Origin of the sequence: Nocardia brasiliensis, assembly GCF_042691675.1 — a bacterium.
Taxonomy (GTDB): Bacteria; Actinomycetota; Actinomycetes; order Mycobacteriales; family Mycobacteriaceae; genus Nocardia; species Nocardia brasiliensis_D.
The window spans coordinates 7,183,114-7,195,835 of record NZ_CP170507.1; the positions used below are offsets into that span (position 1 = coordinate 7,183,114).

Consider the following 12,722-nt stretch of genomic DNA (forward strand, 5'->3'; position numbering starts at 1 on the left):
GAATTCAGGCGAGCAGAGCGGTGACTTCCTCGTCCGCCAACTGATGGAAGTCCTGGTAGGCGGTGCCGACGCCACCAAGGGTATGCGGCACCAAGGGGCAGACCACCTGATCGGCTTCGGCGGCAACCCTGCGCAATGCCTCGGCCGAGGAAACGGGCACCGCGACCACGATCCGCGCCGGCTGGTGCAGCCGCGCGACGCGGCAGGCGACCACGACGGTCGCGCCGGTCGCCATGCCGTCATCGATGATCACCACGGTGCGCCCGTCCAACGGGATCGGTTTCGCGTCACCGCGCCACACCGCCCGGCGCCGATCCAGCTCCACCCGCTCGGCGGACTCGATCTCGGCGAACTCCTGCGGGGTTATCCCGATGTGCGCCAACACATCCTGGTTGAGCACTCGCACCCCGTCCTCGCCGATGGCGCCCATCGCCAGCTCCGGCTGCCACGGCACGCCGAGCTTGCGGACGAGCAGGATGTCGAGGTCGCCGCCGATGATCTCGCGCACCGCCGCGGCCACCGGCACCCCGCCGCGCGGCAGCCCGAGCAGCAGGGGTTGCGCCGCGCGTAGGTCCGCCAACTGCTTGCCGAGCGCGCGACCGGCCACTGTCCGATCGGAGTAGATCATCGACCAAAACGCTACGCCCACCCGTCACCCGACCACCACCCCTCATTGGATCGCTCCGCGATACTGCGCCCACCCGTCACCCGACCACCACCCCTCATCGGATCGCTCCGCGATACTGCGCCCACCCGTCACCCGACCACCACCCCTCATCGGATCGCTCCGCGATACTGCGCCCACCCGTCACCCGACCACCACCCCTCATCGCATCGCTCCGCGATACTGCGCTGAACCGTCACCCGACCACCACGCCTTCGCGCTACTCCGTCAGCTGCGTTCGGTGATCGCGAATCGACGCAAGGCGAGGCTCGGGTTGGTGGTGCGGACCTCGGCCAGGCGGGCGAGATCGATTCCGGCGGTGCGCACGCCGGGTTCGTCGCCGAGTTCGGCCAGCACGGCACCGGTCGGATCGATGAGCATCGATGCGCCCGCGCCGCGCGGTGCGGCCTGGTCGGCAGCGGCCACGTAGACAGTGTTCTCGATGGCGCGAGCCCGCAGTAGCGTCGTCCACTGATCGACCTTCGCCGGGCCGGGAATCCACTGGGCGGGCAGCACCAGCACGTGCGCGCCCGCGGCGGCAACTCGGCGGCTGCCCTCCGGGAAGCGCAGATCGAAACAGGTCTGCAAGCCAAATGTCACGTCCGCCACAGTGAAAGTGGTCGGCGGCTCGATCGGGCCCGCCTCGACCACCTCCGATTCCAGGAATCCGAAGGCGTCGTAGAGGTGCACCTTCCGATACACGGTGACAAGGGTCGCGTCCGGTCCGAGGACGACGAGCGTGTTGTGGATCCGGCTGCCGCCCGGCGCGATCTGCTCCGCCATTCCGGCGATCAGATACACGCCGAATTCCCGGGCGATCGCGCCGAGCCCGGTGACGAACGGCCCGGTCAGCGGTTCGGCGACGGCGACGACGCGCTCATCGAGCCGACTGACGGCAAACATCGAGTATTCCGGCGCGACGACGACTCGCGCGCCCCGATCGTGCGCGGCGCGCACGTGCTCGCGCAGCGCCGAAAGGTTGGCCGACGGATCGGTGCCGGGGGCGAACTGGACGACCGCCACGTCCAGCTGGTTCGGTGCCTGGCCTTGATTCGTATCGGAGCTATCCAGTTGCATACGTCTCACCGTATTGGGGCGGTGGCCGGGCGGACCACCGCAAGGCAGTAAACTCCTGGATTAGATCCAGCGAGCCCCTGACCAGCATTGAGCTGCCAAAATCCCGCTCGCCCTACGATTCCTCTACGAATTCCCTAGACAACCCGCAGGTTGAGGCGCTGTTTGCGCTGTTCGCGCCGGCCGCGCTGAAGCTCCTCCCCCAGGGTGAACTGCCCCCGTGGCTGATTCAGCAGATGGGCGTACACGCCGTAGGTCACATCCGGCTTGGAGTGCCGCACCCTTTTGCACAGCTCCACCACGTCCAACCCGCCTGCGATCATCGTGGACACATACCAGTGCCGTAGCGAGTGGAAATGGAAGCCCTCGCGCCCGGTCGGCAAGCCCGCCCGCTCGGCTGCCGCCGTGATACGGCGATGGAAGGTCGAGTAAGTCATGGGCTTGCCGTTCTCTTGGAGCATCAGGCCCTTGGTACGGCCTTTAAGAGCCTCAATGAGGCTCTGGGCTGCATACGGGTCGACGGGGAACCTTCGCCGAGAGCCCCGGCTCTTTGGGAGCTCATACGGCTTCTCAGGGTCCTTCCGGTCTCGCTTCTGCATCCACTGTTGGGTCAGTTTGTAATCCGGGTTCGGCTTGTCCCATCGACCGGTTTCGATGAGTGCCCCGCACGCTTCCTTGGCCCGCAAGCCCATCCCCGCGCCCTGCCAGAAGGCAACGCGCAGATCTTCGCTCAGCTCGTCGTAGAAGGCCCAGATCTGCTCTGTGTCGGGCACCCACACGTCGGACTCGTCGTCTTCGTCGTCCAGGTCCTCGATGTCTGCTTCGTCGTCTTTCAACAGCACGGGTCGAGCCTTCTTCGTGCACGGTTGCCGCACTCGTAGTTCTGCCTCGATGGCTGCATCCATGATCCGTTTGAGCTGTTTGAAGATGTCCAAGCGAGTGCTGTGCTTCATGCCCTCCGCTTTCAGCTGGAGCATGAACCGCTGCACATGATGTTCGAGGATGAGCGAGACGCACTGGTCGGCGATATCGAATCGGGCAATGATGTTGTTGATCGACCGGTAGGTATTCTGGCTGGATTTCGCCACGTCTTGCAGGCTCAACCATTCCGGCATGTATTCGCGAAGAGTAACTTTCGCCTTGTCACGGGTGACATGCAGACCTGTGGAGCGGATCGCCGAGACCTGGATCTGTGCCCAACCGTCGGCATCGGCCTTGAGGGTAAAACTCTTGGTGTGCGGCTGATGACGCAAACCGTCCTGGTACGCGCCGCGCCACTGCTTACCCTTGCCGTAGCTCTTGGATCTTACGAGCCTTCCTTGGGCGTCCTTCTTGGCGAGATGCCATGTGTCATAGGGACGTAGCGCTCTCAGCGGGGGAATCAGCTTGGTCATGCGTCGGGGTATCTCCTGCGCTGTGGTCAGTCTCCGAACTGCTCGTCCTCCCACGCGATTACGTCCGCGAGCCGGTAACGGCAATGTCCACCTTCGGGTTTGGCGAATCGTGGACCGCGGCCTTCCCACGCCCAGTTGGCAAGCGTCTGAGGGGCGACTTTTAGTCGTGCGGCGACTTCGGCTCGGGTGAGCCATTCAGTGTTGTCGGACAGTTTGGAACCTTCCGTGAGGGTTTCAGTGGTTGTCCATGGCCGGGCCGTTTGCTATTCGTTAGCTGGCTCGGGATGCCTTCTCGCGGCTGAATATTCGTGCGTTGACGCCGGAGCCTGAGCTCCATACGTTCGAGTCCGACAGACAAACAAGAGCCCCCCACCGGACTGGTACTCCGATGAGGGGCGATACACCAAGTTGAGGTTGGTGCAACACGATGCTATCTCGTGCATTCTCACGCGTCTCCGAGGTGACCCCGGTCCAGGCAGCGACGGCCGGAACCGTCGCGGTCGGCGGGTTCTCGTTCCTGGTCTCCTACACCGAGTTGTCTTGGCTCGCAGCGCATTACCACACCCCGCACCCGTGGTCGCTTCCGTTGATCGTTGATGGTCTGGTGATCGTGTCCACGATCGCGGCTACCGCGATGCGGCGACATGCCTGGTACGCGTGGGTGCTGCTCGGTGTCGGTGCACTCCTGTCGGTCGTAGGCAACGGGCTGGCCGCCTACCTGTCGGCCGGCTCGTGGGTCGCGGTCGGTATTTCTGCTGTGCCTCCGCTCGTGCTGCTCGCGGTAACCCACCTGACGATGGTGATGCGCGACCAGGCCGACGCGCCCGGGGTCGAAGCGGTTGACCAGTCGGCCGCGGAGTTCGATATCTCCGAGCTGGAGCTTGTTCCGGCTTAGCTGCGCCCGGCCGGTACCCCCTGGACGACCTCCCGAGAGCTGAGCTCTCCGGGGGTTACCGGTCGTGCGGTGATATCTTCGATTTCGTCGCTGTCTCATTCACACGTCGCAGCGGCCGACGTCGGGAGCTTCGGCTCCCGGCACTTTTTCGAGACTGAGAGTCGTCTCGGATACGTGGTTGCGGGGGTCCGGCACGACGGCCCCCCGCATTCCGCTTCTTCTACGCCGCTGCGGCTTGCGTCGATTCCATATCCGCGATTCCCTGGTTGTTCATATCGGTCTCATGTTCGTAGAACCGGGGTGCCTTGGCCTTGTAGAGGTCTGGTGTCAGCCCTTCGACGCGGACCACCACGCCCTCATCGACCGTCGTACCGGGGTCGAGCGGGACCGCGTTTGGATGCCCCTCGTCGTAGTATCGGCGGTCCATCCAATCATCGACCTGGAAATTCTCGGCATATCCAGCCCATAGCAGCGGTGCGGGGTTGAGTCCGAGGCTGTGGCAGAACTCTTCGAGTTGCGGCCACGCGAGATCGGTCATCCGCCCTTCTGGGTTCACCATCGCGACGCGATAGACGTAAAGCCTGGCGTGTCCCTTCGGGATGTCGTAGGTGTATCCCTTCTGGATGGGAGAGAGGTCAGAAGTCCAGCCGATTAGTTCGCCATAGATCACGTACCCGGCTGGGATCAGGCCGTCGAGCTTCTTGCCCTCGGTGGTCCAGATGTCCATGCCGTAGTGGTGGATCTGGTCGGGGTCATTGATATCTTTGATGACCCGCCGCGATCCGTAGATGTTGTCGTAGGCGGTCTGCTGAACCGTGACGCCGAGGCGCTTAGCGAGCCGTTCTCTCCAGGGGAGCTTGCGCTCAACGAGGGTCCGCCCAACTCTGATTGACGTGCCGTGAAGCTTCTGCGTGACGTAGACGAAGTCATCGGGTTCGATCGCGTGTTGGTGTCGCCAGTACTGGTTGGTGTCGAGATGTTGCGGAAAGTACTTGTCGGCAACGCGTCGTGGCTTCGGCGCCAGGTTGCCTTTGGTGCTCGCGGTCCGTGGTGGCCTCACCTCGTACTTGCGGCAGATTTCGACGTTGTTCAGCGTGTCGAAGGTGTCGCCCTCGCGAAGCTCGTCCGGGTCGATGCCGGTGAATGCCAGGCTTGTCAATGGCATGAACATGGCGTCGCTTCGGTGCCCGCCGAACTTCAACGCCTTGACCCTGCGGTTGTCTTCGAGGTATCCGGTGGGTGTCGGATCCTCGTTGAGATCGGCGTTGCGATACAGGTTGTTCGCTGAGGCGTAGGCGTGGCTCAGCTGTGTTTCGGCGGGAAAGAACACGCCGAGATCGCCTACCTGCCAGCCTTTTTGGGCGATGGCCTGGTGCCCATAGAGGGGCAGGCCGACGATCCGGTCCTTGCCCTTCAACGAAAGGACCGCCTTCACCGAAGTGACCACGGCCGAGTAGTTCTCGTTCTTGGGGGTGTCGAAACGCAAACTAGAAGTTCCCTTCCTGGACCTGAAATGTCTTGAGCCCCAGCCGTCGCCACATAGCGACAACGGAGTTGCGGTCGTCAAAGACACCGAGCACGTTGTAGTTGTGCCGGATGTGGTTGTTGAAGATTTCGAGCTTCACGATGTGGTCGGGCCGGTTGTCGTCGTCGGCTCTCATGAGGGTCAGATCGGAGTAGATCCGCTGACGATGCAGCCACGCCAGCGAGGCGTCCATGCAGACGGCCTTGCGGCCTGACACGATGATCATGACAGGAGAACCTGACGGCGTTTCGTCTGTGGAAAGCATCGCGTAGACGTGACGGACGGTGTGGTCGACCGCGTCTTCTCCAACCCGGCTGAAATCGTAGGGATCGCGTCCGTGCATGTGGGCGAGCGTGCCGTCCAAATCGAAAATCCACGCTTCGGGCTTCGTGATGTCCGGTACGTACAGTTCGAGATCGGCCACCGTCCGCGGTGTGACCGGCTGCCACTGGGCGACTGGAAACCGTTTGGCTATATCGAGGATTCGCCCGTGCGGAACGCAGCGTTGCCCGGCTCGTTGCCGCGCCCGGTTTCGCTCGATACAGGTCCCGGCATCGATCCGGAAATCGACACATCGGAAGTCGGCTCCGTACTCGCGCGCCAGATCCGCCCAGTTTCGGGCGACTCGCAGGCGCAGGTTGGTGTCGTCAACGATGACCGAGGTTCCCCGGTCGAGCAGGCTTGCCGCCATGGCCTTTTGCGCCACGGTAACGGCGCACTCTTGTGCGTCGGTGAGGATGCCTTCGCCGTTGAACAGCATCTTGCGGAGGTCGTCACGATTGACCCGCGCTCGGTTCGATTGTTCTGCAATCCAGTTGAGCGCATAGGTGGTCTTCCCGCTGCCTGGATAGCCGCGAGTGATTACTAGTTCGGTCAATAGCCGAACTCCTCGTTCAGGGCTTCGGCCAGTCGCCGGGCGTGGCCCTCGAACACGTATGCGTCGGTGTGGCGGCCGTCGAACAGGTACGCCCGTGCTTGGCGAGCTGCGCCGAACCAGGTCCGATGGTTTTCGATTGACCACCACCGCTGGAGCTGCCTACTGCTCGCGGTCTCGATGAGAGATTGGCCCCATCGGATGAATCCGTCCAGACTCGCCATGTTCCAGTACGCGGACAGGTCCGCGATCGAACGCAGCGCCGACCCTTCCGGTAGCGCGGTGATCGGGTCACCTTCGGCGGCGACGTGCCAGGCTGGAATGCCGGTGATGTGCCGTTGTCCGGTGATGCCGTAACCGCCCGGGTCCAGGCCGACCAGGTCCATCCCCGCCGGCCGGGCCGGGTCCGCGATCAACGCGACACCGAGCACTTCCAGGTCGGTGTGCATTCCGCGGCCGATCTCGTCGGCCACGTCTCCGGCGATGCCCGCGCCTTGGCTGTAGCCAGCGAGAACGACGAGATTCGGTGTAGCCCTGATGGCGTTGATGAGCGCTTCACGTCCGGCGCGGACGGAGTCAGCGTAGGTGACCCGGCTGCCGTAGTCAGCGGGATAGTCGATCCAGCGCGCCCGGAACTTGGCCGGGTCCAGGTGGGACGCGAATGCGTTAGTGACGCCCTCCCCGTTCGGGTTCCAGGTGCCGCCCATGATCAGGACATCGATCATTCGCCGCTCCCGCAGTGGCTAGCGGTGGCGGAGGAGTCACACGGGGAGGGCGATGCACCCGACTCGTAGGCTGTCGTCGCGGTTGCGACCTCGTTGTTGGATGAACCCGCGGTGCTGGTTCCGTAGGAGGTCCGCTTCTTCTTATTGCGGTAGGTCAATGCAGTCCCTTCGAGTTCTCAAGTGCCAGTTCGGTATCGGCGAGCTGACCGGTAAGAGCGTCCTTCTCGATGTCGAGTCGTTCGGCTTCGTCTAGGGCTTCACGGAACCGGCGAATCAACGCTGGGAGTCCGGAGTGGACGACGGCTATGAATTCGGCGTCGGCTTGGTTGGCGAATGACACGATGGGTGACTTCTGGTCCTGGCCTTCGACAGACCAGACCTCCCAGACACCGAGTCCTTCGTCTTCGGAGGCCGCCCATGCGGCCTGGCCAGCATCGGTGGTCTTGGCCCACGCTTGATAGAGCCGGTCCAGGAACTCGTCATCGTCCACTGTGCTGCCAATCGCAATCGAGCGCCGCTGACTTCGCGCTGGTGTTGGCGGCGACTACACAGAAGACCGTCCTGCCGTCCTGGAGCCGGACGGTTCGTACCTCTGTTCCGACCGTGCCCGCCCTGGAGGGATCGCACGCGGACAAAACCAGAACGCCGAAGGCCAGAAGGCCAACAGCCACGATCTTTTTCATAGTCAAGCTGCTTTCGTCATGTATCCGTGTCCCCACGAGGGGCCGTAAACGTCGGCGTCGGTGTCGATCAGGACGCCTTCGAGTTCCATCCGTAGATGGCGTGCGATCTCCCGTGCCCCGTACTCAGCGTGCTCGGCCGGCACCGAGGCGATTACCTCGTCATGCACGGGTAACCGCAGGTAGGGCGTGAATCCGGCGTTGTCCAACGCGAGAAGACCGCGGCAGGTCACATCTCGGCTGGTGCTCTGGATCATGTAGTTGAGCGCCGAGTATGGGCGTGAGCGGTCGACCGGCAGGCGCCGACCTGTTCGGGTGGTGATGTATCCCTGTTGGACAGCGATTTTCGATAGTCGCTTCGCGAAGACAGCCACCTGTGGATAGGTTCGGGCGAAGGCCGCGAACACCTGCTTGGCAGTCGCCATATCGATATCGGCTTTTTCGGCGAGGGTTGAAGCACCGCCGCCGTAGACCTGCAAGAAATTGGTTGTCTTGCCGACCTGGCGGACGACACCTGCCGCCTCGGCGGTGAGTTGGTGAAGGTCCGCGCCTTCAGCGAATGCCTGCCGCATAGTCGGATCACCAGACAGGGCGGCGAGTACCCGAAGTTCCTGTGCCGCGTAGTCAACGCTGACGATCGAGCGGCCCGGCTCGGCGATAAAGCACCGCCGGATCGTCGGGTCTCCGGAGGGCAACGTTTGAGCCGGGATGGTTGAGATCGACATTCGAGCGGTGCGGGCGCGTAGCGGATGGATCGAGGGATGTACCCGGTCTCCGGGATCGCGGCCTTCCAGGAACGATTGCAGCCAGGTCTTTCGCCACTTCCGCGCCTTCTTGGCCTCAGTAACTGCGGCGACCAGATGCCCGACGCTGCCCAACTCGGGGACATCCTCGGCAAGCTTGCCCAACAGAACCTTGTCGACTTTCCGCTTGCCTGTCGGTGTCCGTTCGGGGATCTGGACCCCGAGTTCCCAGAGCACTTCGGCTACCTCCTCGGTGGCGTTCACCGAGTGGATTCCGAAGAACGCCAACGCGTGAAGCGTCGCCTCTTCCTCTTGTGCCCTCAGCTCGTCGGCGAGCTGTTCTGTGTAGGTGACATCGAGCAAGAACCCGGTTCGCTCCATCGCGGAGCACACCCGGGCTACCTCGTGTTCGTAGGCGATCAGGTGTCGAGATTCGCCGGGCACCAAGGGCTCTACCGCGCTGTGGAGCCGCATCGTGAATACGGGGTCCATCCCGGCGTAGAGCAGATATTCGGGGTCGTCTACGACCTCGGGGACGGCCCATATCTTGTCTTTGCTGGTCTTGTACCGCGTCGCTAGTTTGGCGGGTAGACCCTTGACCTCCTCGCCTGCGTTGGGGTCGACGTAGCGCTTCACCAACGCCTCGAGCGAGTGGCCGGTGCCGCCTTCCTCTTCGCCGCGCGGGTCCACCAGGTGGGCGAGGATCCGCGTATCGGTCACCCTGGGCCACAGTTGCACCGATGGCACCGCGAGGTGGTGTTCGAGCACCTGGATATCGAAACTGGCGTTCTGAATGATCGGGTTGAGGAGGCTGAGGACGGCTTTTCGTGCGACCTCGAGGAACCGGGGGCCGTTCTCCACGAGCAGCACCCAGCCTTCGCGTTCGGTGCCGAATTGCACTGTGCGGAGCCGGTATCCGGCGCTGTAGATGTCTAGGCCGGTGGTTTCGGTGTCGAGCCCGATCCGGCGTCGATTGTTGGCGTCGATCCAGTCAGAGAACTGAGTGAGGTCGGCGTCTGTCTCAGGGATTCGGATAGAGACGGCTTCGCCGCAGAGCCGGTAGTGAAGTTCTCTCATGCCACCTCGGGGTAATAGATGCGCCGGACGATGCGGCTGATGTTGGGTTCGCCGACGCCGTACATCTCCGCCAGCTCCGCGTGACTGAGCTTGGCGTTGTCTGCCAGACGACGGATCCATCGGACATCGTTGTGCGACAACTTTTTCCGGTTGTCGTACTTGGCCTTCAGTGCTTCGTTCTCGGTCTCCAGCTCCTCGATCCGGCGATACAAGAAGGCGGTATCAGCAGTGGCCATAGTGGGGTGCTCCCGTTCTCGGTTTCGGTTCCAGGACGAAAAGGGGCGGCTCCCAATACGAGAGCCGCGCCCGGTTTGTTGTTAGGTCAGATCAGCGAAGCCACTGCTTTTCGCACTGGTCGGGTGTGCCGGCCGGAGCGGGGCACATGAATGCCGACCACGGCTTACCGTCCTTCTTGGCTACGCCGGACTTGAAGACCATCTCGCCGTGCTTGCACTGGCGGCCTTCGCCGCCGGGGGCCTGCTGATGAGCGGGTTTGGCCGCCGGAGCGGGATGTGCAGCTGGCTGTGTGCCCTGTGGCGCGGGCTTGCCGGGTGCGAGGCCAGCGAAATGTGCTGCCGCTTCCTGTGACAGCTTCATCAGGGCTCGGGAATCCCTCACCAGCTGTTCGGCTTCGGCGACACTGTCGGCGTGGTGCACGATCCACGGAGCATCGAAGTCTCGGCCGCCCTTGAGCGTGACGACCACCTTGCCGTCACGGCGAGTCGGGCCGGGCTTGGCCGCGGCCGTACTCTCAGGTTCGGCCGGGGCGTCAGCGGTCGTTGCATTGTCAAACGGGTCGTTGGTCAAGCTTCACTCCTCTTTCCGCAGTACATTTCGATGTCGTCGTCGGACCAGTTGTCCAGCAGCGCCGGTTTCTGGTCGAAATGGATGTCCGGATGCGCCCAGCCCCGGTACATCTCGATGGATCCGTTGCCGTTCAGCGCGGGGTCCAGGATGTCTTTCACTCGTTGCCCTTCGATGCGGTCTGCGCCGCTGCGTTGGAGACCACGCGCCGAGCGCCTGGTCCGTCGCCGTACTCGGCTCGTTTCACTCGTGCCTGGCGGTTCATTTCTTCGGTGACTGCGATGACGCCGCGCTTGACGGCGTTGTAGTCGACGCCTTTTTGCTTCTCGCCGAACCGCTTTCGGATCGCGTCGGCGTACTGGGGGTTCCTCGCGCGGATCACTTCCATTGCGGCAGTGAGGTCATCGAGTAGTTCGGCCCACCGCAATTGGCCGTCGAGCGCTTTCCGCACGTCGTCGGTTGAGTACTGCACGTTGGTCGCGAATCGGACGTTCTTCTCGGCCTCAGCTGAGGCGATCTTGTGCCCGTGCTGCACGAACAGCCGATAGGACAGGTAGTCGTCGGATCCGACGATTTTGGTTTGAACTGATTTGCTGGTCAGGATCCACAGCCACAGTTCTTGTCCGAGGTCTTCGGCGTCGATGACGCCGGGCCATTCACGTACTACCGCGCTCGCGGCGCGACCGATGAGGTTTTGAACCTTCTTCGTATCGAGCAATTCCCTCATACCTGCCACACCCGGCCGTCGACCGTGAACTTGTTAGCGGTGATCGGGATGGCTTCGGGCCTGACGTGGTTGCCGTCGACCGTGAGGATCCCGAAACCCATCTGCCAGTTGGCGGTTGCGCCTTTCAGGTACTGGGCCTGCTTCATGTCCATGAGGTGTCCGACCTCGAACCCGGTGATGATTCGTTCCTGTGCGCCGTATCCGGTCGTGTGCGGCACCGCTGCCAGCCGATGTGTGTGTCCCATGGCGACGGAGGTTCCGAAGCGGCGCACCGCGTTTAGCGCGGTCTTGCCGGATTCCTGGCTGAGCCGGATTCCGCCGCGGTGCCCGTGGGTAGTTACCCAGCCCGGCGCTACGGGATAGAACTCTGGGAGCATCGAAACGCCAAACCGGTTGAAGTCCAACAGTTCCGGCAAATCGAAAGCCCCGGACTCTGCGAGTGCCGGGGCGTATTTGCTCAGATATTCTCTTGGTCTCAGATCGTGGTTTCCCTCGTGTACGCCGATCGGTCCTTCGTAGACCTCCCGGAGGGGGGCGAGGAATCGGCGTTTCGCCTGCTCGCAGTCCTCCAGGACGCTGCCCTCGAACTCCGCGGCCGTCCCCTTCGACCAGCGCGACGGCTGAGGGAAGTCCATCAAATCGCCGATGTGGACTACTTCATCCGGTTGCGTATCCGCGATGTACCGGATGACGGCCTTCACCGCTCTCCGGTGGTCGTAGGGGATCTGGGTATCGGAGATGATGACGATTCGGCGCGTCAAGCAATCACCTCAGTGAAGGGCGCGTAGTCGTTATCAGCACCATCGGTCTCGAAGCGCTCACGTAGTGAACCGGTGCGCCCGTACGAGGTTCGGAATGTGATGCCATCGACCTTGACAACGCCGTCGCCGTCGATGTCGGTGACTTCTACGTCATCCGGTACGTCTTCGATTCGGTCCCACACCCGTGCGACCCGACGCGAACCGTCCCCGAGCGGCGCTGGGCTGTCCGATCCGATCCGACGTAGTTCACGGGTGATGAACCACAGTGCCTTGTTCAGATCCTGACCGATGTCGCCCTTGTTGTTTCCGTCCATGCGGCACGACCGGCCGATGTACTGAACTGCTTGTGCGGCATTGGGAGTCAGGTTCTCCGTGATGTCGATCATCTCGGCCCCGTTGCTGAAACCCTGGTAGTAAGACGGGTCAACCTTGCTATTCAAACTGTTTATACACCTTCCCAGTCTTCGAAACACTCATCAGCACAGTCACATTCATCTGAACCGCAACCCCAGCCGTCGAAGCCACACTGTTCGTCTAGTCCGTCTTCGATTTCATTCGATCCGTCCACTCTCGGATCTTCTCCTCTCGCGCACCGGTCCAATAGTCGGCGCGCTCCATCACCACGACAACGGGCACTTCCTGTGCCCCGAGGTGGAATTTCAAGTACTCGAACGCTTGTGGGTCTTCGGTGATATCGACTTCGGTGTAGTCAACTCCCTGTTTGATCAGCGCTCGTTTGGTGTACGCACACGGTTGGCAGCTCGGCCTCGTGTACACCG

17 protein-coding genes are annotated in these 12,722 nt (G+C 62.7%); 1 reads left to right on the plus strand and 16 read right to left on the minus strand.

The window, feature by feature from the left end; genetic code table 11:
- Positions 1–4 precede the first annotated feature (4 nt).
- The 4 genes from ACFK0J_RS32985 to ACFK0J_RS33000 all read right to left on the minus strand — a co-directional run bounded on the left by ACFK0J_RS32985 (position 5) and on the right by ACFK0J_RS33000 (position 3,344).
- Entirely contained in the window at positions 5–628 is a 624-nt protein-coding gene (locus tag ACFK0J_RS32985) for a phosphoribosyltransferase (RefSeq protein WP_378733613.1), read from the minus strand.
- A 264-nt stretch (positions 629–892) separates the two neighbouring features.
- Positions 893–1,741, minus strand: coding sequence for a carbon-nitrogen hydrolase family protein (locus ACFK0J_RS32990; RefSeq protein ID WP_378733614.1), 849 nt, complete (start codon positions 1,739–1,741; stop codon positions 893–895).
- Between the two features lie 134 nt (positions 1,742–1,875).
- The gene (locus tag ACFK0J_RS32995) at positions 1,876–3,132 is read right to left on the minus strand and encodes a tyrosine-type recombinase/integrase (protein WP_378733615.1); all 1,257 of its coding nucleotides are present in this window, start codon (positions 3,130–3,132) and stop codon (positions 1,876–1,878) included.
- Between the two features lie 26 nt (positions 3,133–3,158).
- Positions 3,159–3,344, minus strand: coding sequence for a helix-turn-helix domain-containing protein (locus tag ACFK0J_RS33000; RefSeq protein WP_378743214.1), 186 nt, complete (start codon positions 3,342–3,344; stop codon positions 3,159–3,161).
- Between the two features lie 215 nt (positions 3,345–3,559).
- Between ACFK0J_RS33000 and ACFK0J_RS33005 the strand changes: the two genes are divergently transcribed.
- Entirely contained in the window at positions 3,560–4,027 is a 468-nt protein-coding gene (locus ACFK0J_RS33005; protein WP_378733616.1) for a DUF2637 domain-containing protein, read from the plus strand.
- A gap of 220 nt (positions 4,028–4,247) precedes the next feature.
- Here the strand turns inward: ACFK0J_RS33005 and ACFK0J_RS33010 are convergent, their stop codons facing one another.
- The 12 genes from ACFK0J_RS33010 to ACFK0J_RS33065 form a co-directional block, all read right to left on the minus strand.
- Positions 4,248–5,513 carry an RNA ligase family protein gene (locus tag ACFK0J_RS33010; RefSeq protein WP_378733617.1) on the minus strand — a complete coding sequence of 422 codons (1,266 nt, stop codon included), beginning with the start codon at positions 5,511–5,513 and terminating at the stop codon, positions 4,248–4,250.
- A gap of 1 nt (position 5,514) precedes the next feature.
- Complete coding sequence (locus ACFK0J_RS33015; RefSeq protein ID WP_378733618.1) at positions 5,515–6,429, minus strand: AAA family ATPase; 915 nt, start codon at positions 6,427–6,429, stop codon at positions 5,515–5,517.
- Positions 6,426–7,151 carry a cutinase family protein gene (locus ACFK0J_RS33020; RefSeq protein WP_378733619.1) on the minus strand — a complete coding sequence of 242 codons (726 nt, stop codon included), beginning with the start codon at positions 7,149–7,151 and terminating at the stop codon, positions 6,426–6,428. Before ACFK0J_RS33020 ends, ACFK0J_RS33015 begins: the two co-directional genes overlap by 4 nt.
- 154 nt (positions 7,152–7,305) lie before the next feature.
- Positions 7,306–7,641: a hypothetical protein gene (locus ACFK0J_RS33025; RefSeq protein ID WP_378733620.1), complete on the minus strand. Its 336-nt coding sequence runs from the start codon at positions 7,639–7,641 to the stop codon at positions 7,306–7,308.
- 195 nt (positions 7,642–7,836) lie between these two features.
- Entirely contained in the window at positions 7,837–9,651 is a 1,815-nt protein-coding gene (locus ACFK0J_RS33030; protein WP_378733621.1) for a DNA polymerase, read from the minus strand.
- Positions 9,648–9,887, minus strand: coding sequence for a hypothetical protein (locus ACFK0J_RS33035; RefSeq protein WP_218474007.1), 240 nt, complete (start codon positions 9,885–9,887; stop codon positions 9,648–9,650). The genes ACFK0J_RS33030 and ACFK0J_RS33035 overlap by 4 nt, the downstream gene beginning before the upstream one ends.
- A gap of 91 nt (positions 9,888–9,978) precedes the next feature.
- Positions 9,979–10,458 carry a hypothetical protein gene (locus ACFK0J_RS33040; protein WP_378733623.1) on the minus strand — a complete coding sequence of 160 codons (480 nt, stop codon included), beginning with the start codon at positions 10,456–10,458 and terminating at the stop codon, positions 9,979–9,981.
- Positions 10,455–10,616, minus strand: coding sequence for a hypothetical protein (locus ACFK0J_RS33045; RefSeq protein ID WP_378733624.1), 162 nt, complete (start codon positions 10,614–10,616; stop codon positions 10,455–10,457). Before ACFK0J_RS33045 ends, ACFK0J_RS33040 begins: the two co-directional genes overlap by 4 nt.
- Positions 10,613–11,182: a hypothetical protein gene (locus ACFK0J_RS33050; RefSeq protein WP_378733625.1), complete on the minus strand. Its 570-nt coding sequence runs from the start codon at positions 11,180–11,182 to the stop codon at positions 10,613–10,615. Before ACFK0J_RS33050 ends, ACFK0J_RS33045 begins: the two co-directional genes overlap by 4 nt.
- Positions 11,179–11,943 (minus strand): metallophosphoesterase, encoded by a 765-nt coding sequence (locus ACFK0J_RS33055; protein ID WP_378733626.1) that lies wholly within the window; start codon positions 11,941–11,943, stop codon positions 11,179–11,181. The genes ACFK0J_RS33050 and ACFK0J_RS33055 overlap by 4 nt, the downstream gene beginning before the upstream one ends.
- Complete coding sequence (locus tag ACFK0J_RS33060) at positions 11,940–12,329, minus strand: hypothetical protein (RefSeq protein WP_378733627.1); 390 nt, start codon at positions 12,327–12,329, stop codon at positions 11,940–11,942. Before ACFK0J_RS33060 ends, ACFK0J_RS33055 begins: the two co-directional genes overlap by 4 nt.
- A 148-nt stretch (positions 12,330–12,477) precedes the next feature.
- A complete protein-coding gene (locus ACFK0J_RS33065) occupies positions 12,478–12,720 on the minus strand; it encodes a glutaredoxin family protein (protein ID WP_378733628.1) in 243 nt (80 codons plus the stop codon).
- Positions 12,721–12,722: the final 2 nt, after the last annotated feature.

Bases quoted from the DNA above. Each gene is read 5' to 3' on its own strand.
- ACFK0J_RS32985 (WP_378733613.1), bottom strand. From the start codon at position 628: ATGATCTACTCCGATCGGACAGTGGCCGGTCGCGCGCTCGGCAAGCAG.
- ACFK0J_RS32990 (WP_378733614.1), bottom strand. From the start codon at position 1,741: ATGCAACTGGATAGCTCCGATACGAATCAAGGCCAGGCACCGAACCAG.
- ACFK0J_RS32995 (WP_378733615.1), bottom strand. From the start codon at position 3,132: ATGACCAAGCTGATTCCCCCGCTGAGAGCGCTACGTCCCTATGACACA.
- ACFK0J_RS33005 (WP_378733616.1), top strand. From the start codon at position 3,560: ATGCTATCTCGTGCATTCTCACGCGTCTCCGAGGTGACCCCGGTCCAG.
- ACFK0J_RS33020 (WP_378733619.1), bottom strand. From the start codon at position 7,151: ATGATCGATGTCCTGATCATGGGCGGCACCTGGAACCCGAACGGGGAG.
- ACFK0J_RS33030 (WP_378733621.1), bottom strand. From the start codon at position 9,651: ATGAGAGAACTTCACTACCGGCTCTGCGGCGAAGCCGTCTCTATCCGA.
- ACFK0J_RS33035 (WP_218474007.1), bottom strand. From the start codon at position 9,887: ATGGCCACTGCTGATACCGCCTTCTTGTATCGCCGGATCGAGGAGCTG.
- ACFK0J_RS33050 (WP_378733625.1), bottom strand. From the start codon at position 11,182: ATGAGGGAATTGCTCGATACGAAGAAGGTTCAAAACCTCATCGGTCGC.
- ACFK0J_RS33060 (WP_378733627.1), bottom strand. From the start codon at position 12,329: ATGATCGACATCACGGAGAACCTGACTCCCAATGCCGCACAAGCAGTT.